Annotated in this window: 23 protein-coding genes; 7 read left to right on the top strand and 16 right to left on the bottom strand. The window is 62.4% G+C overall.

The features are described from left to right. Positions 1-47: 47 nt before the first annotated feature. Positions 48-1,007, top strand: a complete 960-nt coding sequence (locus tag K5K89_RS21640) for a DMT family transporter (protein ID WP_222540238.1) — start codon at positions 48-50, stop codon at positions 1,005-1,007. Here the strand turns inward: K5K89_RS21640 and K5K89_RS21635 are convergent. Together K5K89_RS21635 and K5K89_RS21630 are read right to left on the bottom strand one after the other, a co-directional pair. Continuing rightward, positions 921-1,292 carry a VOC family protein gene (locus tag K5K89_RS21635; RefSeq protein WP_092242803.1) on the bottom strand — a complete coding sequence of 124 codons (372 nt, stop codon included), beginning with the start codon at positions 1,290-1,292 and terminating at the stop codon, positions 921-923. The two genes, K5K89_RS21640 and K5K89_RS21635, sit on opposite strands and share 87 nt — an antisense overlap. A 59-nt stretch (positions 1,293-1,351) precedes the next feature. Further along, a complete protein-coding gene (locus K5K89_RS21630; protein ID WP_222540237.1) occupies positions 1,352-2,101 on the bottom strand; it encodes a substrate-binding periplasmic protein in 750 nt (249 codons plus the stop codon). 133 nt (positions 2,102-2,234) lie between these two features. Here K5K89_RS21630 and dnaX point away from each other — a divergent pair, with 133 nt between their 5' ends. From dnaX to K5K89_RS21605, 5 genes are all read left to right on the top strand, one after another. Then, on the top strand, positions 2,235-4,280 hold the full coding sequence (gene dnaX, locus K5K89_RS21625; protein ID WP_222540236.1) for a DNA polymerase III subunit gamma/tau: 2,046 nt from the start codon (positions 2,235-2,237) through the stop codon (positions 4,278-4,280). 43 nt (positions 4,281-4,323) lie between these two features. Next, the gene (locus K5K89_RS21620; RefSeq protein ID WP_017527493.1) at positions 4,324-4,662 is read left to right on the top strand and encodes a YbaB/EbfC family nucleoid-associated protein; all 339 of its coding nucleotides are present in this window, start codon (positions 4,324-4,326) and stop codon (positions 4,660-4,662) included. A 133-nt stretch (positions 4,663-4,795) separates the two neighbouring features. Continuing rightward, the gene (locus tag K5K89_RS21615) at positions 4,796-5,830 is read left to right on the top strand and encodes an NADP-dependent oxidoreductase (RefSeq protein ID WP_222540235.1); all 1,035 of its coding nucleotides are present in this window, start codon (positions 4,796-4,798) and stop codon (positions 5,828-5,830) included. A gap of 65 nt (positions 5,831-5,895) precedes the next feature. Then, positions 5,896-6,498 (top strand): recombination mediator RecR, encoded by a 603-nt coding sequence (gene recR, locus K5K89_RS21610; RefSeq protein WP_015885312.1) that lies wholly within the window; start codon positions 5,896-5,898, stop codon positions 6,496-6,498. A gap of 65 nt (positions 6,499-6,563) precedes the next feature. Beyond that, complete coding sequence (locus tag K5K89_RS21605; protein ID WP_222540234.1) at positions 6,564-7,712, top strand: acyl-CoA dehydrogenase family protein; 1,149 nt, start codon at positions 6,564-6,566, stop codon at positions 7,710-7,712. Between the two features lie 111 nt (positions 7,713-7,823). Here the strand turns inward: K5K89_RS21605 and K5K89_RS21600 are convergent, their stop codons facing one another. Both K5K89_RS21600 and fnr read right to left on the bottom strand, forming a co-directional pair. Next, the gene (locus K5K89_RS21600) at positions 7,824-8,372 is read right to left on the bottom strand and encodes an adenine phosphoribosyltransferase (protein WP_071491373.1); all 549 of its coding nucleotides are present in this window, start codon (positions 8,370-8,372) and stop codon (positions 7,824-7,826) included. Positions 8,373-8,452: 80 nt separating this feature from the next. Next, positions 8,453-9,187 carry a fumarate/nitrate reduction transcriptional regulator Fnr gene (gene fnr / locus K5K89_RS21595; protein ID WP_071491372.1) on the bottom strand — a complete coding sequence of 245 codons (735 nt, stop codon included), beginning with the start codon at positions 9,185-9,187 and terminating at the stop codon, positions 8,453-8,455. Between the two features lie 156 nt (positions 9,188-9,343). Here fnr and K5K89_RS21590 point away from each other — a divergent pair, with 156 nt between their 5' ends. Next, the gene (locus K5K89_RS21590; RefSeq protein WP_222540233.1) at positions 9,344-9,841 is read left to right on the top strand and encodes a hypothetical protein; all 498 of its coding nucleotides are present in this window, start codon (positions 9,344-9,346) and stop codon (positions 9,839-9,841) included. Positions 9,842-9,847: 6 nt separating this feature from the next. Here K5K89_RS21590 and hemN read toward each other — a convergent pair whose 3' ends face one another. The 12 genes from hemN to K5K89_RS21530 all read right to left on the bottom strand — a co-directional run bounded on the left by hemN (position 9,848) and on the right by K5K89_RS21530 (position 21,798). After that, the gene (hemN, locus tag K5K89_RS21585; protein WP_071491370.1) at positions 9,848-11,230 is read right to left on the bottom strand and encodes an oxygen-independent coproporphyrinogen III oxidase; all 1,383 of its coding nucleotides are present in this window, start codon (positions 11,228-11,230) and stop codon (positions 9,848-9,850) included. A 103-nt stretch (positions 11,231-11,333) separates the two neighbouring features. Then, positions 11,334-12,017, bottom strand: coding sequence for a sulfite exporter TauE/SafE family protein (locus K5K89_RS21580; RefSeq protein ID WP_071491369.1), 684 nt, complete (start codon positions 12,015-12,017; stop codon positions 11,334-11,336). Continuing rightward, a complete protein-coding gene (ccoS, locus tag K5K89_RS21575) occupies positions 12,010-12,222 on the bottom strand; it encodes a cbb3-type cytochrome oxidase assembly protein CcoS (protein ID WP_010208549.1) in 213 nt (70 codons plus the stop codon). Before ccoS ends, K5K89_RS21580 begins: the two co-directional genes overlap by 8 nt. 22 nt (positions 12,223-12,244) lie before the next feature. Next, a complete protein-coding gene (locus tag K5K89_RS21570; RefSeq protein ID WP_222540232.1) occupies positions 12,245-14,689 on the bottom strand; it encodes a heavy metal translocating P-type ATPase in 2,445 nt (814 codons plus the stop codon). 141 nt (positions 14,690-14,830) lie between these two features. Next, on the bottom strand, positions 14,831-15,370 hold the full coding sequence (locus K5K89_RS21565) for a FixH family protein (protein ID WP_071491367.1): 540 nt from the start codon (positions 15,368-15,370) through the stop codon (positions 14,831-14,833). A 14-nt stretch (positions 15,371-15,384) separates the two neighbouring features. Next, positions 15,385-16,788, bottom strand: coding sequence for a cytochrome c oxidase accessory protein CcoG (ccoG, locus tag K5K89_RS21560; RefSeq protein WP_222540231.1), 1,404 nt, complete (start codon positions 16,786-16,788; stop codon positions 15,385-15,387). Positions 16,789-17,089: 301 nt separating this feature from the next. Beyond that, positions 17,090-18,067 carry a cytochrome-c oxidase, cbb3-type subunit III gene (gene ccoP / locus K5K89_RS21555; protein ID WP_071491366.1) on the bottom strand — a complete coding sequence of 326 codons (978 nt, stop codon included), beginning with the start codon at positions 18,065-18,067 and terminating at the stop codon, positions 17,090-17,092. After that, entirely contained in the window at positions 18,064-18,249 is a 186-nt protein-coding gene (locus K5K89_RS21550; protein WP_003175465.1) for a CcoQ/FixQ family Cbb3-type cytochrome c oxidase assembly chaperone, read from the bottom strand. The genes ccoP (K5K89_RS21555) and K5K89_RS21550 overlap by 4 nt, the downstream gene beginning before the upstream one ends. 3 nt (positions 18,250-18,252) lie before the next feature. After that, the gene (gene ccoO, locus K5K89_RS21545; protein ID WP_003193167.1) at positions 18,253-18,861 is read right to left on the bottom strand and encodes a cytochrome-c oxidase, cbb3-type subunit II; all 609 of its coding nucleotides are present in this window, start codon (positions 18,859-18,861) and stop codon (positions 18,253-18,255) included. Further along, complete coding sequence (ccoN, locus tag K5K89_RS21540) at positions 18,861-20,303, bottom strand: cytochrome-c oxidase, cbb3-type subunit I (RefSeq protein WP_071491365.1); 1,443 nt, start codon at positions 20,301-20,303, stop codon at positions 18,861-18,863. The genes ccoO and ccoN overlap by 1 nt, the downstream gene beginning before the upstream one ends. Before the next feature lie 350 nt (positions 20,304-20,653). Continuing rightward, positions 20,654-21,601, bottom strand: coding sequence for a cytochrome-c oxidase, cbb3-type subunit III (gene ccoP / locus K5K89_RS21535; RefSeq protein WP_222540230.1), 948 nt, complete (start codon positions 21,599-21,601; stop codon positions 20,654-20,656). After that, entirely contained in the window at positions 21,598-21,798 is a 201-nt protein-coding gene (locus K5K89_RS21530) for a cbb3-type cytochrome oxidase subunit 3 (RefSeq protein WP_010208563.1), read from the bottom strand. Before K5K89_RS21530 ends, ccoP (K5K89_RS21535) begins: the two co-directional genes overlap by 4 nt. Positions 21,799-21,801 lie beyond the last annotated feature (3 nt).

Genomic DNA, 21,801 nt, shown 5'->3' with positions numbered 1-21,801 from the left:
TCGGGCGAAGACTGACGGCATTCCTTCCCCGTTTTCGGATGCCGTCGATGAACACCCCGTCACCCCTGAAGCTTACGCTAGTCATCGCCAGCGTCATCCTCTGTTGGGCCTATTCGCCGATTGGCGTGCACATGGGCCTGCACAGCTACAGCCCTGGCCAGCTTGCGCTGTTGCGGTTTCTGATCGCCTCGCTGTTCATGGCCGGCGTGGCGCTGGTGCTCGGCATCGGTCGGCCACGCCTGCGGGATCTGCCGTGGCTGTTGGTGTTGAGTTTTTTCGGCGTGTTCCTGCACCACACCAGCCTCAATTATGGGCAGCAATTCGTGACGGCGGCGGCGTCCAGTGTGCTGGCACAATCGGCGCCGCTGTTCAGCGTGTTGATCGCGTTCTTCTGCTTGAAGGAGCGGGTCAGCCTCTGGCGCTGGAGCTGCGTGCTGCTGGGGTTGCTCGGCGTGCTGGTGGTGATCTGGGGCGATCACGGCGTGGGTGATATTGACCCGCGCGGCTTGCTGATTCTGCTGGCGGCAGTCTCATGGAGCCTGTACTTCGCCATCCAGAAACACTACGCCCATCGCTACAGCCCGCTGGCGATGGCGTGCTACATGGTCTGGGCCGGCACCTTGATGCTCTGCGTGAACCTGCCGGGCCTGCCGGCTGCGGTGGTACAGGCGCCGTTGCCCGAGAACCTCGCGGTGCTGGTGCTCGGGGTTTTCCCCAGCGCCCTGGCGTACCTGGCCTGGGGCTATGTGTTGAAACATGTCGAGGTCAGCCGCGCCTCGGTAGCGATGTACCTGATCCCCCCGGTGGCGATGACGATGGCGGCCACGCTGCTCGGTGAGCACATCGCCCTGCAAGTGGTGCTGGGCGGCGTGATCGTGCTGGCCAGCGTGGCCGCCATCAGCCTGGAGGGGCGCTGGCGGTCAGCCGCTCAGGCAAAACGCGCGCAGCCGGTGGCCATCGAGGTCCTGGGCGACGAAGGTGTAGCCGAAATCCAGGGTGGTCGGTGACTGGATGATGGTTGCGCCGCGCTCTACCCATTGATCATGCAGCGCGTCCACCGCGGCCTGGTCAGCCAGGGACAGGCCCACTTCGCCGCCACCCCCGGTGAGCCGGGCCGCCGGTTCCACGGTATGACGCGACCACAGCCCCAGCTTTACGCCATTGTCGAGAATGAACAGCGCGAAGGTCGGGTTGAGTTCCACGGGCGGCTTGTCCAGCAGGCGGCTATAGAAGTTGGCGCTGGTGGCCGGGCTGTCGACGTACAGCAGGAAGTAATGGGCGAGGGTGTTCATGCAGGCTCCTTGGGAATGCGTGTTCGATTCGATGGAGCCAAGTCTATAAGGCGGCATTGTCAGTTTCTGTCAGGAGTCTCACCGGTGTAGAGCCGGATGATCTGCTCGATCTCGCCCGACTGCTGCATGCGCAGCAAGGTGCGCAGGATCAGCTGCACCGGCACATTCGGGTCGTTGCGCACGATGCAGCCCAGGCGCTGCTCATCAATCACCGCAACCTTGTGCAGCCGCTTGCCGACCGGCATGCGTTGGTTGAACCGCTCGAGTATCCATTCGTTGCTCACCGCAAACTTGAAGCGCCCGGCCACCAGTTTGTGCAGCACCTGCTCTTCGCTGCGCGCGTCGTCGCGGCTGAGCTGGCCTTTGGCGAACAGAGGGTCGAGGGACGCGTAGCGGTAGTTGAGCACAGTGCCGATGGCCTGCGGTGCGAGTGTGTCCAGCTGTATCGGCTTCGGGGGGGTGTGGGTGCTCACCAACAGGTTGCGCTGCACCATCAGCGGCACGCTCCAGACGTAATCGCCGGACGCTTCGTCGACCCAGGCCTGGGTGACATAACAGCGCACATCGATATCGCCATGCTCCATGGCGCTTGAGATACGCGCCCGTGCCAACACATGGAATTCGGCCGGCCGTCCGACCTGGGTAGCCAGGCTCAACATCAGGTCATACAAAATGCCCTGGGTGGGCCGGTCGTTGTCCAGTTGCACCATGGGCATCGCCCAGCTGTCGGAAACCGAGAAACGCAACGGTGCGGGCGCTGCCAGGCAAGCCATGGTGATCATCCATAAAGCGCCCAGGACTACGCGCATACACACTCCGGGTTCAGGCCTTTTTGGGGCCAACCAGGCAAGCTTAGTCAGATTAGGCGAGCGTGCCGGATGCAATTTCCCCCTTGCTCCGCTAGCATTACCGGCTTCCGCTTCCCAGTTGCGACGGTTTTCGATGAGTTATCAGGTTCTTGCACGTAAATGGCGTCCGCGCTCGTTCCGCGAAATGGTCGGCCAGACCCATGTGCTCAAGGCTCTGATCAATGCCTTGGACAGCCAACGGCTGCACCACGCCTACCTGTTCACCGGTACCCGTGGGGTGGGCAAGACCACCATTGCGCGCATCATCGCCAAATGCCTGAACTGTGAAACCGGTATCACTTCGACGCCCTGCGGCACCTGCTCGGTGTGCAAGGAAATCGACGAAGGGCGTTTCGTCGACCTGATCGAGATCGACGCCGCGAGCCGCACCAAGGTCGAAGACACCCGCGAGTTGCTCGACAACGTGCAGTACGCGCCCAGCCGTGGCCGCTTCAAGGTCTACCTGATCGACGAAGTGCACATGCTGTCCAGCCATTCCTTCAACGCCCTGTTGAAAACCCTGGAAGAGCCGCCGCCCTACGTCAAATTCATCCTGGCCACCACCGATCCGCAGAAACTTCCTGCAACGATTCTGTCGCGGTGCCTGCAGTTCTCCCTGAAAAACATGACCCCCGAGCGGGTGGTCGAGCATTTGACCCATGTGCTGGGCGTCGAGAACGTACCGTTCGAGGACGACGCGCTGTGGTTGCTCGGTCGCGCCGCCGATGGTTCGATGCGCGATGCCATGAGCCTCACCGACCAGGCCATCGCCTTTGGTGAAGGCAAGGTCATGGCCGCCGACGTGCGCGCCATGCTCGGCACCCTCGATCACGGCCAGGTCTTCGACGTGCTGCACGCGCTGATCGAAGGCGACGCCAAAGCGCTGCTCGAAGCCGTGCGCCACCTGTCGGAGCAAGGCCCGGACTGGAACGGCGTGCTCTCGGAAATTCTCAATGTGCTGCACCGTGTCGCCATCGCCCAGGCGCTGCCTGAAGGCGTCGACAACGGCCATGGCGACCGCGACCGTGTGCTGGCGCTGGCCCAGGCGCTGCCGGCTGAAGATGTGCAGTTCTACTACCAGATGGGCCTGATCGGCCGCCGCGACTTGCCCCTGGCGCCCGACCCGCGCGGCGGCTTTGAAATGGTGTTGCTGCGAATGCTGGCGTTCCGGCCCGCTGATTCGGCAGACGCGCCGAGACAGCCGCTAAAGCCAGTGGGGATCAGCCAGGCCACAGTTGATTCCGCCAAACCAGTGGCTGGCGCGGCGCAGGTCGCACCAGTGGTTGCTGCACCTGCACCTGCACCGGTGCCTGAACCTGTGGCAGCTGCGCCAGTGGTCGAGCCGGCACCCGTTGTCCAGCCCGAGCCGGTCGTCGACCTGCCCTGGAATGATCCGGTCGAAGCAGACGCCGAGGCCGAGCAAGCGCCCGCCGTGGAGCCCGTGCTGGAAACCAGCGGCGAGCAGCCCGAACTGACACCGATGCCCACGCCGACTCCGGATAGCGTGGTGCCGGATGCCCCCGAATGGGTGTCTGCGCCCGTCCCCGAGCCGACCGTGGCCCAGGTGGAAGCCGCCACGCCGGGTATCGACCTCGACGACGAACCGCCGCTGGACGAAGACTACATCGAGCCGGACATGGATTCGGCCTACAGCTACCTGGACGACCTGGCCAGCGAGCACACCGCCGAACCGGCCCCCGAGCCCGAAGCGGAACCCGCTGCGGCCCCCGCCACCGGCCTGGCCCTGCAATGGCTGGAGCTGTTCCCGAAACTGCCGATCTCCGGCATGACCGGGAGCATCGCCGCCAACTGCACATTGATCTCCATCGAAGGCGACCACTGGCTGTTGCATCTGGACCCGGCCCACAGCGCCCTGTTCAACGCGACCCAGCAGCGCCGTCTCAACGATGCGCTGAACCAGTACCATGGGCGCACGCTGACCATCGCCATAGAGCTGATCAAGCCCGAGCAGGAAACCCCGGCCCAGGCCGCGACTCGTCGGCGCATCAACCGCCAGCGTGAGGCCGAGGATTCGATCCATGCCGATCCGCTCATCCAGCAAATGATGCAACAGTTCGGTGCGGTCGTGCGTCACGATACTATTGAACCTGTCGAAGCCCCGGTGCCCCAAGCGTCATAAAACCGGGCTACTTATTGATCCACGTACTTTTGAGGTGATTCCCATGATGAAAGGTGGCATGGCCGGCCTGATGAAGCAGGCGCAGCAGATGCAGGAAAAGATGGCCAAGATGCAGGAAGAACTGGCCAACGCCGAAGTCACCGGTAAAGCCGGTGGCGATATGGTCAGCGTGGTGATGACTGGTCGTCACGACATCAAGCGCGTGAGCATCGACCCGAGCCTGCTCGAAGGCGTCAGCGATGATGACCGCGAAGTGCTGGAAGACTTGTTCGCCGCGGCCGTCAACGACGCTGTGCGCAAGATCGAAGCCAACAGCCAGGACAAAATGTCCGGCGTGACCGCGGGCATGCAACTGCCTCCGGGCATGAAGCTGCCGTTCTGATCGGCGTGCTTTAGCTAGACTCCAATGCCAGGCCTTGTGCCTGGCATTTTTGTTTGTGCCAATTGGATCGAACCCGGGCACGCCACGCATGGTCTGCACCCTATACCGATGGATTCGATAAAGGAGCCCCTTCATGCCTCAAGAACCGACCCTGAACCAGCGCATCGTCCTGGTCTCACGCCCCCAGGGCGCACCCACCCCGGAAAATTTCCGCCTGGAACGGGTGAACCTGCCGGAGCTGGCAGACGGCCAGGTCCTGCTGAAAACCCTGTACCTGTCCCTCGACCCCTACATGCGCGGCCGCATGAGCGATGCACCGTCCTACGCGGCGCCGGTAGAAATCGACGAAGTGATGACCGGTGGCGCTGTCAGTCGTATCGAGCAGTCGCGTAATCCGAAATTCGAAGTGGGCGACCTGGTGGTGGGTGCTACCGGTTGGCAGAGTCACAGCATTTCCGATGGTCGCAACCTGATGCCGGTGCCCAAGGGCCTGGCCAGCCCGTCGATGGCACTGGGCGTGCTGGGTATGCCGGGCATGACGGCCTACATGGGCCTGATGGACATCGGTCAGCCCAAGGCCGGGGAAACCCTGGTGGTGGCGGCCGCGTCCGGCGCGGTGGGCTCGGTGGTGGGGCAGGTAGCCAAGCTCAAGGGCTTGCGTGTGGTCGGGATCGCGGGGGGCGCAGAAAAGTGCCGCTATGTAGTGGATGAGCTGGGCTTTGATGCCTGCGTCGATCACAAGAGCGCGACCTTTGCCGATGACCTGGCGCAGACGTGCTTCAAGGGCGTCGACATCTATTTTGAAAACGTCGGCGGCAAGGTGTTCGATGCGGTGGTGCCGTTGTTGAATCCGAAGGCTCGCATCCCGCTGTGCGGGCTGATCGCCGGCTACAACGCCCATGAAGCCCCCAGCGGGCCTGATCGTTTGCCGGCGCTGCAACGTACCTTGCTGACCAAGCGCGTGCGCATCCAGGGCTTTATCGTGTTCGATGACTACGGCGACCGCCAGCCTGAATTCCTCAGCGCCATGGCGCCGTGGGTGCGCGACGGCAAGATCAAGTTCCGCGAGGATGTGGTCGACGGTCTGGAGCGGGCGCCCGAAGCCTTTATCGGTTTGCTGGAAGGGCGCAATTTCGGCAAGTTGGTGGTACGCGTTGCGCAGGATTGAGTATTTGACGCTAATCCGGGGCGCGGGTATAAACCGCGTCTCGTTGTTTTGTCGGACCCATGCCCATGAGCTTCAGCCCCCTGATTCGCCAACTGATCGACGCCCTGCGCACATTACCGGGTGTCGGCCAGAAAACCGCCCAGCGTATGGCGCTGCAACTGCTGGAGCGTGATCGCAGCGGAGGCACCCGATTGGCCCAGGCCTTGAGCCAGGCCATGACCGGCGTGGGTCACTGTCGCCAGTGTCGCACCCTCACCGAAGAAGAACTCTGCCCGCAATGCGCCGACCCGCGCCGCGACGACACGCTGCTGTGCGTGGTGGAAGGGCCGATGGATGTATACGCGGTGGAGCAGACCGGCTATCGCGGGCGCTACTTCGTGCTCAAGGGCCACCTGTCGCCCCTGGACGGCCTTGGCCCGGAAGCCATCGGCATTCCGCAACTGGTGGCGCGCATCGAAGAGCAGGGCACCTTTACCGAAGTGATCCTGGCCACCAACCCGACGGTGGAAGGCGAGGCAACCGCGCATTACATTGCCCAACTGCTCACCAACAAAGGCCTGATCACCTCGCGCATTGCCCATGGCGTGCCACTGGGTGGCGAGTTGGAATTGGTCGATGGCGGCACGCTGGCGCATTCATTCGCCGGCCGCAAACCTATCGCGCTCTGACTCCATGGCTTGATAACCAAGCAAGCGCTTGGTAATTTCGCTCCACCTTACCGTGGAGCTTGCCGATGTCTGCCTATCAGGACTACTTCGACCCCAGCCACCAATTGGTCCGCGACAGCGTGCGTCGCTTTGTCGAGCGCGAGATGCTGCCGGGTATCGAGCAATGGGAGGAGACGGAAAGCTTTCCCCGGGAGTTGTACTTCAAGGCCGGAGCGGCGGGCATCCTCGGTATCGGTTATCCCGAAGCTTTCGGCGGCAGCCACGAAGGTGATCTGTTTGCCAAGGTCGCGGCCAGCGAGGAACTGATGCGCTGTGGCTCCGGTGGCGTGGTGGCAGGCTTGGGGTCGCTCGATATCGGTTTGCCGCCGGTGGTCAAATGGGCCAGGCCCGAGGTCCGCGAACGGGTGGTGCCCCAGGTGCTGGCCGGCGAAAAGATCATCGCCCTGGCAGTCACCGAACCGGGTGGCGGTTCTGATGTGGCCAGCCTGCAAACCCGGTCCATTCGTGACGGCGACCATTACCGCGTCAGCGGCAGCAAGACCTTCATTACCAGCGGCATCCGCGCCGATTTCTACACCGTCGCCGTCCGCACTGGCGGGCCGGGCTTTGCCGGGATCAGCCTGCTGCTGATCGAAAAAGACACCCCCGGTTTTACCGTCGGCCAGCCCCTGAAGAAAATGGGCTGGTGGGCGTCGGACACGGCTGAATTGTTCTTCGACGATTGTCGGGTGCCCGTAGGCAACCTGATCGGCGCCGAAAACATGGGCTTTGCCTGCATCATGGGCAACTTCCAGAGCGAGCGCCTGGCCCTGGCGCTCATGGCCAACATGACCGCGCAACTGGCCCTGGAGGAAAGCCTCAAATGGGCCGCCGAGCGCGAAGCCTTCGGCAGACCCATCGGCAAATTCCAGGTGATCAAGCATCGCCTGGCGGAAATGGCCACCGCCGTGGAGGTCTCTCGGGAGTTCACTTATCGGCAGGCAGCAAAGATGGCCGCCGGTATCAGCGTGATCAAGGAGATATCCATGGCCAAGAACCTTGCCACCGACACCGCCGACCGCGTCACCTACGACGCGGTGCAGATCCTCGGGGGCCAGGGTTATATGCGTGGCAGCCTGGTGGAGCGGCTGTATCGCGACAACCGCATCCTCTCCATCGGTGGCGGTACCCGCGAGGTGATGAATGAAATCATCAGTAAGCAGATGGGCTTCTGATCTTTAGTGCCTTTCAGCGCCTCATCGGGGGCAAGCCCCCTCCCACACTTGACCGGTTCACAGATCAAAATGTGGGGGGCTTGCCCCCGATGGCGTCAGCCCAGGCAACCGTTATTGTTCAGTCAGCGCAAACTGCGTCAGGCAGAACGTTGCAATCCCCATGTCCTCCAAACGTTGCGACCCCCCCAGCTCCGGCAAATCAATGATTGCCGCGGCCTCGAAGATCTTCGCGCCCATGCGGCGTACCAGGTTCGCCGCCGCGATCAGGGTGCCGCCGGTGGCGATCAGGTCATCGAACATCAACACCGAATCCCCTTCGCACAAGCTGTCGGCGTGCACTTCGAGGAAGGCCTCGCCGTACTCGGTCTGGTAACCCTCGGCCAGCACGTCAGCGGGCAGCTTGCCCTGCTTGCGGAACAGGATCAGCGGTTTGTTCAGTTGATAGGCGATGATCGAACCGATCAGGAAACCCCGCGCATCCATGGCGCCGATATGGGTGAAATCGGTCTCGACGTAGCGGTGGGCAAAGGTGTCGGCCACCAGGCGCAGGGCTCGGGGCGATTGGAACAGCGGCGTGATGTCACGAAAGATCACCCCGGGCTTGGGGAAGTCGATGACGGGACGGATCAGGGATTTGATGTCGAACGAATCGAAGGTCATCGTCGAAGAGTCCTGGGGCTGGAAACGGACTCGAAGTATACCTGCGGCCTCGCCGGTTGGCGCGGCCGCAAGTGTCTGCGTCAACCGTCTAACGAACCACCGGCCAGCGCGCACAACTGGATCGGGTCGAGGATATGCACTTCCTTGCCTTCGGCGGCGATCAGCTCGTTCTGCTGGAAACGGGTAAATACGCGGGACACGGTTTCCACCGCCAGGCCCAGGTAGTTGCCGATTTCGTTGCGTGACATGCTCAGGCGGAACTGGTTGGCCGAGAAACCCCGGGCACGGAACCGCGCCGACAGGTTGACCAGGAAAGTCGCGATGCGCTCGTCGGCGGTTTTCTTCGACAACAGCAGCATCATTTGCTGGTCGTCACGAATCTCGCGGCTCATTACGCGCATCAACTGGCGGCGCAGTTGCGGCAATTGCAGGGCCAGCTCGTCAAGGCGCTCGAAGGGGATTTCGCACACCGAGGTTGTCTCCAGCGCCTGGGCCGACACCGGGTGGATCTCGGTGTCCATGCCCGACAAGCCCACCAGTTCGCTGGGCAGGTGGAAACCGGTGAGCTGTTCTTCGCCGCTGTCGCTCAGGCTGAATGTCTTCAACGCACCCGAGCGTACTGCATAAACGGAATCGAACTTATCGCCCTGGCGAAACAGGAACTCGCCTTTTTTCAGCGGGCGACCGCGTTTAACGATCTCGTCCAGCGCATCCATGTCTTCCAGATTCAACGAAAGTGGCAAGCAGAGGGGCGCCAGGCTGCAATCCTTGCAATGAGCCTGGCTGTGAGCGCGCAGTTTAACTGGCTCGGACATTTCTTAAATCCTTGTGGGAAAACACACATAAGACGTAAGGGTAACGCACTGTGGGCTGGTGAGGCCAGCGTGTACAAAAAACCAGCAACGGTATAAAGAGTTTTGTGTCGCCGCCGATACAAAGTCACGAACCCTTGAGCTTGGAGGCTCGATATCATGATTTCCATCGGTGCAACGAACGCTGCACGCACTCAGGTGCAGTCCTTTGCGGAGCCGAAAGACTTGGTGGCAGAAGCCAAGCTCACCAAGGCTGACAAAGCGCTCAAGGACGCTACTGAGGCGCCGCTGCGGGAAAAAAAGGACGAGGAGGGGGTGAAGGTGACCTTTTCCGGAGCTGCCTTGAAAGCCCTGACGGAGGCCAAGAAACCCAGCAACGACATCGAAGACAGCGGTCTGCCGGATAACGTCCAGCAGGTTCTCAAGATGATTCGCAAGCTCAAGGAGCAGATCGCCGAGAAGCAGGCCGAACTGCAAGCCGTGATGGCGGACAAGAGCCTCAGCCCCGACGAGGCACGGATCAAGGTCAGCAATCTGCAAGGGGCGCTTGCCCAGTTGCAAGCGAGCCTGATGACTGCACAAACCTCCCTGGCCAAGGCCATGAAAGGCCTCAGCGGGGAAGACGCGTTGAAGGCCGGCTCCCTGGCTATGGCGTAGGGTGTTTCAGATCACCCGCGAAAACCGCTGCCTGTTCTGGTGCTCCAGGTAGGCATCGAACACCATGCACACCGAACGCACCAGCAGGCGTCCGGCGGGCAGTACCCGAATGCCCTGGGCGTCGAGTTCGATCAGGCCATCCTCGGCCATCGCCGTCAGTTGCGGCCAGATGTCGTCGAAATACCCGCGAAAATCAATAGTGAACGCCTGCTCGATCTCGTCGAAGGCCAGGCTGAAATTGCAGATCAACTGCTGAATCACCTCCCGGCGCAAGCGATCGTCCGTGGTGCAGACCAGACCCCGGCTGGTGGCCAGTTGCGCGCCGGCCAGGGTGTTCTGGTAGGCGTTGAGGTCACTGCTGTTCTGGCAGTACAGGTCGCCGATCTGGCTGATCGCTGACACCCCGAGCCCGATCAAGTCGCAATGACCGTGGGTGGTATAGCCCTGGAAATTGCGCTGCAGGGTGCCTTCTTCCTGGGCGATGGCCAACTCGTCGTCGGGCAGGGCGAAGTGGTCCATGCCGATGTAACGGTAGCCGGCCTGGGTCAGTTGCTCGATGGTGGTTTGCAGCATCAGCAGCTTTGACGCCGGGGACGGCAGTTCATCGGTGTTGATGCGCCGCTGGGGCATGAAACGTTCGGGCAGGTGAGCGTAGTTGAACACCGACAAGCGGTCGGGTTGCAGCCTGATCACCTCCTCCACGGTGCGCGCAAAATTGATCGGCGTTTGCTTGGGCAGGCCGTAGATCAGGTCGACATTGATCGAGCGAAATTGCAGGGTGCGTGCGGCATCGATCACCGCGCGGGTTTCTTCCAGGCTTTGCAGGCGGTTGACTGCCCGTTGTACCTCGGGGTCGAGGTCTTGCAGGCCGATACTCACGCGGTTGAAACCCAGTTCGCGCAGCAGGCCCATGGTGGCCCAATCCGCTTCGCGTGGGTCGATCTCGATGCCGTAGTCGCCCGAATCGTCATCCAGCAAATTGAAGTGCTGGCGCAGGCAGCTCATCACCTGGCGCAATTCGTCGTGGCTGAGAAAGGTCGGGGTGCCGCCGCCGAAGTGCAGCTGTTCCACCGGCTGTCTGGGGTCGAGGTGGCACGCCACCAGCTGGATTTCCTGCTCCAGGCGTTGCAGGTAGGCCTGGGCGCGGCCACGGTCCTTGGTGATGACCTTGTTGCAGGCGCAGTAGTAGCAGATGTTCGCGCAGAACGGCACATGCACATACAACGACAGCGGCCGCACCGCCTTGCGGCTGTCGCGCAGGGCGTGGAGCAGGTCGAAGGTGCCGACCTGGCTGTCGAATTGTACGGCGGTGGGGTAGGACGTGTAGCGCGGTCCCGCCAGGTCGTAGCGGTGAATCAGATCGGTATCCCAACGAATGGCGTCGAGCATGCGGGCGTTCCCCCGGATAGGCTAGTGGGCCGAGTCTAGGGGCTGGCCGGGGAGGCCACCTTGATTTGCATCAACAGGGAGCGGCGCTATGCCACATGGCCTTTCAATGGCCCATTAGCCAGTGCTGATGCGGACCGGGCAACGTCCAAATGCCGAATAGAATTACCAGCAAGCCACCGGCCATCCTCACGCTGCGCTTGCGCAACAGTGCCGTCACCCGTTCCGCCGCCAGTCCAGTGGCCAACAGCACCGGCCAAGTCCCCAAGCCGAATGCCAGCATCAGCAACCCGCTGTCCAGCGCATTGCCCTGGCTCGCCGCCCACAGCAACGTGCTGTAGACCAATCCGCACGGCAACCATCCCCACAACGCGCCCAGCAGCAATGCACGCGGTACGTTGGACACGGGCAGCAAACGGTTGGCGACCGGCTGTATATAGCGCCATAGGCCGCGTCCGAGGCTTTCGATACGGGTGAGACCGCTCCACCAGCCCGCCAGGTACAGGCCCATGCTGATCAAAAGCAGGCCGGCGAGCACGCGCATGAACATCGCCGCGGGGCTGTTCGCCACCGCCCAGCCGGCGAGGCCGATCAACACGCCGGCCGCGGCATAGCTGAGGATGCGTCCCAGGTTGTAGGCCAGCAGCAGTTGAAACCGGCGACCGCGTTGCTCCTTGGGGATCGCCAGGGTCAGCGCGCCCATCAACCCGCCGCACATGCCCAGACAATGGCCTCCACCGAGCAGGCCGAGGATCAGTGCAGAGACCAGCAGCGGCGCCAGCTCAAGCATGAGGCGGGTCTTTTGGTGGTTGTTCGGGGTGGTTGGCCTCTTCGACGCCGGCCAGGTGGTTCGGGTCCTGGTCGTCGAACAGCACGCTATGGGCCGGGCCGTCGAGGTCGTCGTACTGGCCGCTGTCCACCGCCCAGAAGAAGATGTAGATGGCCACGCCCACTAACAGCAGCGCCGCCGGGATCATTACGTATAAAGCTGGCATCTGCACTCCATGCCCACGCGGCTCACACTGGCAGCGGGCGGGTTACTGAGGGGGCTCGGGCGGCCGGCGCGCTCGGCAGGCGAGTCAGGCGCAGGGCATTGAGCACCACGGTCAACGAACTGAGGGACATGCCGATCGCCGCCCAGATAGGAGTGATCCAGCCCAGGGCGGCAAACGGCAGCATAAGGCCATTGTACAACCCGGCCCACAGCAGGTTTTCAATGATTACCCGGCGGGTGCGCCGCGCCAGAGTAAAGGCTTGCACCAGGGCGTCCAGGCGGTTGGACAGCAACACCGCATCGGCGCTGGTCTTGGCCAGGTCGGTGGCCGTGCCCATCGCCACGCTGATGTCCGCGGCGGCGAGTACCGGCACATCGTTGACACCGTCGCCAAGCATCAGCACTTTGCGGCCTTGCTTGTGCAGTTGCTGAAGGACTTGCAGCTTGTCATCCGGGCGCAGGCCGCCGTGGGCCTCGTCGATACCCAGCTCGGCGGCGACGCTGGCGACCATCGGCGAACTGTCACCGGACAGCAATAGCGTGCGCCAACCCCGCGCCTTGCACGCGGCCAGCAATGCAGGCGCATCACTGCGCAGGCGGTCGTCGAGCACGAACCAGGCCAGGGCGCCGTCGCGGTCGCCGAGCAGCAGCCATTGGCCGCAAACCTCCGGCGCTGCCGGGATCGGGCAACCACTGAGTTCGCAGACAAAACCCGGCTGGCCAATGCGCAATACGCGCTCGCCGACGCGACCTTCAAGGCCCAGTCCTGGCGAACTGACGACCTCATCGGCGGCCACTGGTGCACGCCCAAAGGCGCGGGCAATCGGGTGTTCGGAGCGGTTTTCCAGGGCAGCGGCGAGGCTCAGGCACAGGTCGGTACTCAAGGTGCCCAGCGGGCGTATGGCTCTCAACGCCAGGCGCCCTTCGGTGAGGGTGCCGGTCTTGTCGAAGATCACCGTGTCGATCTGGTTGAGCCCTTCCAGCACATGGCCGCGCGTCAACAGCAGCCCGAGTTTGTGCAAGGTGCCGGTGGCGGCGGTGAGGGCGGTGGGAGTGGCCAGGGACAGCGCACAGGGGCAGGTTGCTACCAGCATCGCCAGCACAATCCAGAACGCCCGCGACGCATCCAGCTCCCACCACAGCAATCCGATCAGCGCGGCGGCGATCAGCGAGCACAACAGGAACCACTGTGCGGCGCGGTCGGCGATCTGCGCGAGGCGTGGTTTATCGGCCTGGGCGCGCTCCAGCAGGCGCACGATGGCGGACAGGCGCGTGTCATGGCCCAGGGCACGTACTTCGACGGTCAATGCCCCCTCGACATTCAGCGTGCCCGCCGTGACCGCATCGCCGCTTTGGCGCGGTTGCGGCAGGTACTCACCGGTGAGCAGGGATTCATCGATGCTCGATTGCCCGTCGAGGATCACGCCGTCCGCCGGCAGCACGGCGCCGGGGTGCACCAGCACGCGGTCGCCCAGGGTCAGTTCGGGGAGCAGGATGCGCTCGCTCTGGCCGTCGGCCTTGAGTCGCAGGCACGAGGCGGGCAGCAGGTTCACCAATTGCGCCGTCGCGGCGGCCGTGCGCTCCCTGGCGCGGCGCTCCAGGTAACGGCCGGCCAGCAGGAACAACGCAAACATGCCCACCGCATCGAAGTACAACTCGCCCACGCCGGTGATTGCCGTCCAGATGCCCGCCAGGTAAGCCCCGCCGATGGCCAGGGACACCGAGACATCCATGGTCAGGTGGCGCGTGCGCAAGTCGCGCAAGGCGCCCTTGAAAAACGGTGCGCAGCTGTAGAACACGATGGGTGTTGTAAGAAACATCGCCACCCAGCGCAGGATCACATGCAGCTCGGGGCTCAGGTCGATGTTGAATTCCGGCCAGGTAGCCATGGTTGCCATCATTGCCTGGAACCACAGCAAGCCGGCCACGCCCAATTGGCGCAGGGCCAGGCGATTTTCGCCGGCCAGCTGCTCGGCAGCGCGATCGGCCTGATAGGGGTGAGCGGCGTAGCCGATATGGCGCAGTTCACTGAGCAGTTGGCTCAATGGCAGTTGCCCATCGGTCCAACGAACGTGCAGGCGATGGTTGGACAGGTTCAACCGCGCCTCGGCCACGGCGGGCAGGCTGCGCAGGTGTTTCTCGATCAGCCAGCCGCAGGCGGCGCAGCTGATGCCCTCCATCAGCAGGGTGGTTTCGGCCAGCTCGCCCTCGTGGCGCACGAAGGGTTTCTGCACGTCGGCGCGGTCATACAGCGCCAATTCGTCCAGCAGTTGCACCGGCAACGCCTCAGGGTTGGCCGAGGCTTCGCTGCGGTGCTGGTAATAACTTTCCAGGCCGCCGGCCACGATGGCTTCGGCCACGGCCTGGCAGCCGGGGCAGCAGAGTTCGCGGCGCTCACCGAGGATGACCGTGGTGAAACGGCTACCGGAGGGGACGGGGAGGGCGCAGTGGTAGCAGGGGGTGGTCATGGCTTGGGAATCTATGGTGGCTGGTAGGGCCTCATCGGGGGCAAGCCCCCTCCCACATTTGACTGATTTCACCAATAGATATGTGTAAACCCAATCCAGTGTGGGAGGGGGCTTGCCCCCGATGCGCGAAGCGCAGGCTTTTTACTTTTTCAGGTCTTCGGCACCCTGCAACGGTTCATCACCCAGCAGCAAGTCCTTGTCGTGGCTGACTTGTTCTTCCTCGAACATGCGCCAGGTCCGGTCGCCTTCCACGCCGAGCAACTCGACGAACCGCCGGCCTTCGACCTTGTCGGTGACCTGGCCGATGTAGCGGCCGGGCTCGCTGTCGCTGCGGGCCAGGTTGATCTTGCGGTCTTTCTCCGGCTGGGTCGGGGAAATCAGGTTCAATTCCAGGGTTTTCGGGTTGCTGTAGCCGGTGAGGTTGACCTCGACTTCACCGGTCAGCTCATCCAAGTGCACCTTGGCGCGCAGTTGCAAGGTCTGGGCCAGCAGCTCGCGGTCCAGGGAGCGGTTGATGCCTTTGCCGGCCTCGTAGTAGTTGTCGTTGACCAGGTTGTCCGGGTTGTTCACCGCGATGGTCACCATGGACAGGGTCAAGGTCACCGAACAGGCCAGGATGCCGATGATGATCCACGGCCAGAGGTGCTTGTACCAAGGGCTTGCGGCGGTTGCTACGGACATTGTTCGGTTCCCTGTTAGCGGACTTGAGGGCCGATGAATCGGCTCTTGGCTTCAATATGGACGCTGGCGTCATCGGCATCGGTGAGGATGAATTTCACCTCGTTGGTGCTCGACGGCAATTGTTCCGGCGCACTCGACAGCTCCACCGGCATGCTGACGATATCGCCGGCCGCCACCTTGATCTCCCGGCGGCCTTGCAGCTTGAGGTCGGGCAGGCCGGCGGCACCGAGCACGTAGGTGTGGTCGCGTTGGTCCTTGTTCATGATCTTCAGGCTGTAGACGTTTTCGATGCGGCCTTCGGCGTTCTCGCGGTACAGCACGCGGTCCTTGCTCACGTCGAAACCCACCAGCGAGCGCATGAAGAATGCCGCCACCAGCAGGCTGATCATCGCCAGCAACACCAGGGCGTAGCCGATCAGGCGCGGGCGCAGCTTGTGGGTTTTCTGCCCGGACAGGTTGTGCTCGGTGGTGTAGCTGATCAGGCCGCGCGGGTACTCCATCTTGTCCATGATGTTGTCGCAGGCATCGATACAGGCGGCGCAGCCGATGCACTCGATCTGCAGGCCGTCGCGGATGTCGATACCGGTGGGGCACACCTGCACGCACATCGTGCAATCGATGCAATCGCCCAGGCCCTGTGCCTTGTAGTCGGTACCTTTTTTACGCGGGCCACGCAGTTCGCCGCGGCGTGGGTCGTAGGAAACGATCAGGGTGTCCTTGTCGAACATCACGCTCTGGAAGCGCGCGTACGGGCACATGTAGATGCACACCTGTTCGCGCAGCCAGCCGGCGTTGCCGTAGGTGGCAAGGGTGAAGAAACCCACCCAGAAATACGACCAGCCATCGGCCTGGCCGGTGAAAAAGTCGAACACCAGTTCGCGGATCGGCGAGAAGTAGCCGACAAAGGTCATGCCGGTGACAAAGCCGATCAACAGCCACAAGGTGTGCTTGCTGAATTTGCGCAGGAATTTGTTGGCGCCCATCGGTGCCTTGTCGAGCTTGATGCGCTGGTTGCGGTCGCCTTCGGTGACCTTCTCACACCACATGAAGATCCACGTCCACACGCTCTGCGGGCAGGTGTAGCCGCACCACACGCGACCGGCGTACACCGTGATGAAGAACAGGCCAAACGCGGCAACGATGAGAATGCCCGAGAGCAGGATGAAGTCCTGGGGCCAGAAAGTTGCCCCGAAAATGAAGAACTTGCGCTCGGGCAGGTTCCACCACACGGCCTGGTGGCCACCCCAGTTCAGCCACACCGTGCCGAAGTACAGCAGGAACAGACCGGCCCCGCCGAGCATGCGCAAGTTGCGGAACAGGCCGGTGAAGGCGCGCGTGTAGATTTTCTCTCGCGAGGCGTAGAGGTCGACGGTTTTGGCAGGCGGGGTAACGTCATGTACCGGTATCTGGTTACTCATCATTGCATCCCACGGCGGTGGAGATTTGCCTTGGCCAGTACGTGCCAGCCGGGGTCAAATTAGGGGTGTTGCAGTGGTGTAATGATACGCCCCCGGTGGTGCTGAAAGGGGGCGACCTAAGTGATCTGGATCAATTGATCTGGCAAGTATGGCCGGTTTTGGCTGGCCCGGTTCTATGAAACACCGCGGATCCAATGTAGGGGGGGCTTGCCCCCGATTGCAGTGTGTCAATCAGTGCATCTGTCACTGATCCACCGCTATCGGGGGCAAGCCCCCTCCCACATTGGTATTGCAGCGGCTTTTATTGCTCTTCAGCCTTCTTATCTCCATGGGACAAGCTGTACACATACGCCGCCAGCAAGTGCACCTTGTCATTGCCTTGCAGCTGTTCCTGCGCCGGCATCTGGCCCTGGCGGCCCCAACGGATGGTCTGTTGCAGTTGGGCGAAGCTCGAGCCGTAGATGAAGGCGCCCGGGTGGGTCAGGTCGGGCGCGCCCATGGCAGGAGTGCCTTTACCGGCCGGGCCGTGGCAGGCCACGCAGTTGGCGGCGAAGAGTTTCTCGCCGTTGGCCACATCGGCTTTTACGCCTTCGGGCAGTTTTCGCCCGTCGAGGTTGGTGAGCACGAACGCAGCCACATCGCTGACGCCTTGCTCCTTGAGGATATCCAACCAGGCCGGCATCACCGCATGACGGCCCTTCATGATGGTTTCCTTGATGGTGGCCGGTTCGCCGCCCCAGCGCCAGTCGGCGTCGGTCAGGTTGGGGAAGCCATAGGCGCCCTTGGCATCGGAACCGTGGCACACCGAGCAGTTGGAGGCGAACAGGCGCCCCCCCATCTTCAAGGCTTGCGGATCCTTGGCCACTTCTTCAATCGGCATCGACGCGAATTTGGCGAAGATCGGCCCGAACTTGGCGTCCGACCTGGCCATTTCCTTTTCCCATTCGTGCACGCCGGTCCAGCCAGTCTGGCCATTGGCGAAGGGGGTTTGCTTGTCGGTGTCGAGGTAGTTGTAGCCCGGCAGCAGGCCTTTCCAGTTGCCCAGGCCGGGGTACAGCGCCAGGTAGCCGAGGGCGAAGACGATGGTGCCGACGAACAGCATGAACCACCACTTGGGCAGCGGGTTGTCGTATTCCTCGATGCCGTCGAACGAGTGGCCGACGGTCTCGTCGGTTTGCTCGGCGCGCTGGCCCTTGCGGGTCGACAGCAGCAGCCAGGTCAGGGCGAAGATGGTACCCAGACTGAGGACTGTGACGTACAGACTCCAGAACGTAGTCATTCTTTGTTACTCCTAGAAGCTTGCTCGACGTGCTTGATGGCTTCGGGATCATCCGCAAAGGGCAGCAAGGTCGCGTCTTCAAACTCCGACTTGCGCTTGGGGCTGAACACCCACAACGCCAGGCCGATAAAGGCCACCATCACCACAACGGTGCCCAGGCCACGAATCATCCCGATATCCATAGATCACCGTTTGCTTTTGATGATGGTGCCCAGGCCCTGCAGGTAGGCCACCAGTGCGTCCATTTCGGTCTTGCCCTTCACGGCGGCCGCTGCACCGGCGATGTCTTCGTCGGTGTAGGGCACGCCCAGGGTGCGCAAGACCTCCATCTTCTTCGCGGTGTCCTTGCCGTCGAGCTTGTTTTCCACGAGGAACGGGTACGCCGGCATTTTCGACTCAGGCACCACATTGCGCGGGTTGTACAGGTGCGCACGCTGCCAGTCATCGGAGTAACGCCCGCCGACACGGGCCAGGTCCGGGCCGGTACGCTTGGAACCCCACAGGAACGGGTGGTCCCACACGCTTTCACCGGCGACCGAGTAGTGGCCGTAGCGTTCGGTTTCGGCACGGAACGGGCGGATCATCTGCGAGTGGCAGCCGACACAGCCGTTGGCGATGTAGACGTCGCGGCCTTCCAGTTCAAGGGCGGTGCGCGGCTTCATGCCTTCCACCGGCTTGTTGGTCACGTCCTGGAAAAACAGCGGAACGATCTGGGTCAGGCCGCCGATACTCACGGCGATGACCATGAAGAAGGCCAGCAGGCCGATATTCTTCTCGACTACTTCATGCTTCATCAGTGAGCTCCCACAACGGCGATCTTGGCGGCGGCTTCGGCTTCTGCCGGGTCGGCGGCACGCACGGTGCGCCAGACGTTGTAGGCCATCAGGAACATGCCGGAGGCAAAGAATGCACCGCCCAGGGCGCGCACGATGTAACCCGGATGGCTGGCTTGCAGCGCTTCGACGAAGGAGTAGGTGAGGGTGCCGTCATCGTTGATGGCTCGCCACATCAGGCCCTGGGTGATGCCGTTGACCCACATCGAGGCGATGTAGAGCACGGTGCCGATGGTGGCCAGCCAGAAGTGCGCGTTGATCAGGCCAACGCTGTGCATCTGCGGACGGCCGAACAGTTTGGGGATCATGTGGTACAGCGCGCCGATGGAGATCATCGCCACCCAACCGAGGGCGCCGGCGTGTACGTGGCCGATGGTCCAGTCGGTGTAGTGGGACAGCGAGTTGACGGTCTTGATCGCCATCATCGGCCCTTCGAAGGTCGACATGCCGTAGAACGCCAGCGACACCACCAGGAAGCGCAGGATCGGGTCGGTGCGCAATTTATGCCAGGCGCCGGACAGGGTCATCATGCCGTTGATCATGCCGCCCCAGCTCGGGGCCAGCAGGATGATCGACATCGCCATGCCCAGGGACTGTGCCCAGTCCGGCAACGCGGTGTAGTGCAAGTGGTGCGGGCCGGCCCAGATGTACAGGGTGATCAGCGCCCAGAAATGCACGATGGACAGGCGGTACGAGTAAATGGGACGTTCGGCCTGTTTCGGCACGAAATAGTACATCATCCCCAGGAAACCGGTGGTCAGGAAGAAACCCACGGCGTTGTGGCCGTACCACCACTGGATCATCGCGTCCGTGGCCCCGGCGTAGGCCGAGTAGGACTTGAACAGGCTCACCGGCAACGAGGCGTGGTTGACGATGTGCAGCATCGCCGTCACCAGGATGAACGCGCCGTAGAACCAGTTGCCCACGTAGATGTGCTTGGTCTTGCGCTTGACGATGGTGCCGAAGAACACCACGGCGTAGGTCACCCACACGATGGCGAGCAAAATGGCGATGGGCCATTCCAGCTCGGCGTATTCCTTGGTGGTGGTGTAGCCCAGTGGCAGGGTGACGATGGCGCCAACGATGACTGCTTGCCAACCCCAGAAGGTGAAGGCCGCAAGGCTGTCGGAGATCAGTCGCGTCTGGCAGGTTCGCTGCACGACATAGTAGGAGGTGGCAAACAATGCACATCCGCCGAAGGCGAAGATCACCAGGTTGGTGTGCAGCGGGCGCAGGCGGCCAAAGGTCGTCCATGGCAAACCGAAATTCAATTCCGGCCAGACCAGTTGCGAGGCGATGAACACCCCGAGCCCCATGCCAAGGATCCCCCAGACCACCGTCATGATGGCGAACTGGCGGACTACCTTATAGTTATAAGCAGTCGGACTGATTGCTGTGCTCATTCTAAGGTTCCACGGTTTAGGTTTTTTTATAGGTAAAATCGGCCGCAAGTATGTAGAAAGCGAGGGGTCATTGCAACGCAATGACTGACCTGTATCAATGCGTTCCACGCCAGATTCTGCGCCCTTTCCATGTTTGGTGTAAGGACAAAATCGGAAATCGAAAGCTGATCGAGTGGACAGGAAAATTCGAGGGTCGCAACGAATGTCGTTGCGTACGCCAGGATCGGTCCGCTGTGGGAACAAGCGTAGACCCGAAAGTGAGGAGGGGAAAGTTGTGCTTTGGAGGGGTGTGACACTTGGTCGCGTACAGCGCCAGGGTTGCCGCCCCAAAATGGGGCGGCGATCAGAGGTTATTGCGCCTGGCTTTCTGGCGTTGCGCCATCAGCGTTGTGGGACAGGCTGTAAACGTAGGCGGCCAGCAGATGCACCTTGTCATTGCCTTGCAGCACTTCCTGCGCCGGCATCTGGCCCTGGCGGCCGTGGCGGATGGTCTGCTGCAACTGCGCGAGGCTGGTGCCGTAGATGTAGCCGGCCGGTTTGGTCAGGTCGGGCGCGCCCATGGCTTCCATGCCGTGGCCTTCCGGACCGTGGCAGGCGACACAGGTGGTGTTGAAGGCTGACTGGCCGGCAGCCACATCGGCGCTGCTGTCGGCGGGCAGGGGCAACTTGGCCAGGTCGTGGCGAACAAAGGCCGCAACGTTTTTCACACCCTCGTCGCCGAGCATGTCACCCCAGGCCGGCATCGCCGCGTGGCGACCGTTGAGGATGGTGGTCTTGATCGCCTCGGCCGAACCGCCCCAGCGCCAGATGTTGTCCGCCAGGTTCGGGAAGCCAAACGCGCCCTTGGCGTCCGAGCCGTGGCACACCGCGCAGTTGGAGGCGAACAGGCGACCGCCCATTTTCAGCGCTTGCGGGTCTTTGGCCACTTCTTCCACGGGCATGGCCGAGAATTTGGCGAAGATCGGCCCGAACTTGGCGTCGGCCTTGGCCATTTCCTTGTCCCATTCCTTGGCCTGGGTCCAGCCGTCTTCATAGCCCGGCAACACGCCTTTCCAGTTGCCCAGGCCCGGGTAGAGGATCAGGTAGCCGACCGCGAACACCAGGGTGCCGGCGAACAGCATGAACCACCACTGGGGCAGCGGGTTGTCGTATTCCTCGATACCGTCGAAGGCGTGGCCCATGGTCTGGTCGACGCTGCCCTTGGTCTCGCCCTTGCGGGTGCCGACCAGCAGCCAGGTCAAGCCGATCAGGCTGCCGAGGGTCAGTACGCAGATCCATGTACTCCAGAATAGGGTCATGGCCGGGTGCTCCTTATTGCAGGCTCTTCTTGAGCGTCGGATGGAGAGGGTTCATCGGCGAAGGGCAGCAGGCGCGCCTGCTCGAATTCCGCATTGCGCCGGTTGTTGAACACCCACAGCGACAGGCCGATAAAGGCGATGGCAACCACCAGCGTGCCGAGGCCGCGGATGGTGCCTGCATCGAATTCAAATCCCATGGC

Origin of the sequence: Pseudomonas sp. DR208 (genome assembly GCF_019823005.1) — a bacterium.
GTDB classification, from domain to species: domain Bacteria; phylum Pseudomonadota; class Gammaproteobacteria; order Pseudomonadales; family Pseudomonadaceae; genus Aquipseudomonas; species Aquipseudomonas extremorientalis.
This window is presented reverse-complemented; position numbering and strand designations above follow the sequence as displayed.

Bases quoted from the DNA above. Each gene is read 5' to 3' on its own strand.
- K5K89_RS21580 (WP_071491369.1), bottom strand. From the start codon at position 12,017: ATGCTTGAGCTGGCGCCGCTGCTGGTCTCTGCACTGATCCTCGGCCTG.
- K5K89_RS21630 (WP_222540237.1), bottom strand. From the start codon at position 2,101: ATGCGCGTAGTCCTGGGCGCTTTATGGATGATCACCATGGCTTGCCTG.
- ccoS (WP_010208549.1), bottom strand. From the start codon at position 12,222: ATGCCAGCTTTATACGTAATGATCCCGGCGGCGCTGCTGTTAGTGGGC.
- K5K89_RS21640 (WP_222540238.1), top strand. From the start codon at position 48: ATGAACACCCCGTCACCCCTGAAGCTTACGCTAGTCATCGCCAGCGTC.
- ccoP (WP_222540230.1), bottom strand. From the start codon at position 21,601: ATGACCCTATTCTGGAGTACATGGATCTGCGTACTGACCCTCGGCAGC.
- ccoG (WP_222540231.1), bottom strand. From the start codon at position 16,788: ATGAGTAACCAGATACCGGTACATGACGTTACCCCGCCTGCCAAAACC.
- ccoP (WP_071491366.1), bottom strand. From the start codon at position 18,067: ATGACTACGTTCTGGAGTCTGTACGTCACAGTCCTCAGTCTGGGTACC.
- K5K89_RS21530 (WP_010208563.1), bottom strand. From the start codon at position 21,798: ATGGGATTTGAATTCGATGCAGGCACCATCCGCGGCCTCGGCACGCTG.
- K5K89_RS21620 (WP_017527493.1), top strand. From the start codon at position 4,324: ATGATGAAAGGTGGCATGGCCGGCCTGATGAAGCAGGCGCAGCAGATG.
- K5K89_RS21605 (WP_222540234.1), top strand. From the start codon at position 6,564: ATGTCTGCCTATCAGGACTACTTCGACCCCAGCCACCAATTGGTCCGC.
- K5K89_RS21635 (WP_092242803.1), bottom strand. From the start codon at position 1,292: ATGAACACCCTCGCCCATTACTTCCTGCTGTACGTCGACAGCCCGGCC.
- hemN (WP_071491370.1), bottom strand. From the start codon at position 11,230: ATGCTCGACGCCATTCGTTGGGATACCGATCTGATTCACCGCTACGAC.
- dnaX (WP_222540236.1), top strand. From the start codon at position 2,235: ATGAGTTATCAGGTTCTTGCACGTAAATGGCGTCCGCGCTCGTTCCGC.
- K5K89_RS21570 (WP_222540232.1), bottom strand. From the start codon at position 14,689: ATGACCACCCCCTGCTACCACTGCGCCCTCCCCGTCCCCTCCGGTAGC.
- K5K89_RS21550 (WP_003175465.1), bottom strand. From the start codon at position 18,249: ATGGATATCGGGATGATTCGTGGCCTGGGCACCGTTGTGGTGATGGTG.
- K5K89_RS21590 (WP_222540233.1), top strand. From the start codon at position 9,344: ATGATTTCCATCGGTGCAACGAACGCTGCACGCACTCAGGTGCAGTCC.
- fnr (WP_071491372.1), bottom strand. From the start codon at position 9,187: ATGTCCGAGCCAGTTAAACTGCGCGCTCACAGCCAGGCTCATTGCAAG.
- ccoN (WP_071491365.1), bottom strand. From the start codon at position 20,303: ATGAGCACAGCAATCAGTCCGACTGCTTATAACTATAAGGTAGTCCGC.
- K5K89_RS21615 (WP_222540235.1), top strand. From the start codon at position 4,796: ATGCCTCAAGAACCGACCCTGAACCAGCGCATCGTCCTGGTCTCACGC.
- K5K89_RS21565 (WP_071491367.1), bottom strand. From the start codon at position 15,370: ATGTCCGTAGCAACCGCCGCAAGCCCTTGGTACAAGCACCTCTGGCCG.
- ccoO (WP_003193167.1), bottom strand. From the start codon at position 18,861: ATGAAGCATGAAGTAGTCGAGAAGAATATCGGCCTGCTGGCCTTCTTC.
- recR (WP_015885312.1), top strand. From the start codon at position 5,896: ATGAGCTTCAGCCCCCTGATTCGCCAACTGATCGACGCCCTGCGCACA.
- K5K89_RS21600 (WP_071491373.1), bottom strand. From the start codon at position 8,372: ATGACCTTCGATTCGTTCGACATCAAATCCCTGATCCGTCCCGTCATC.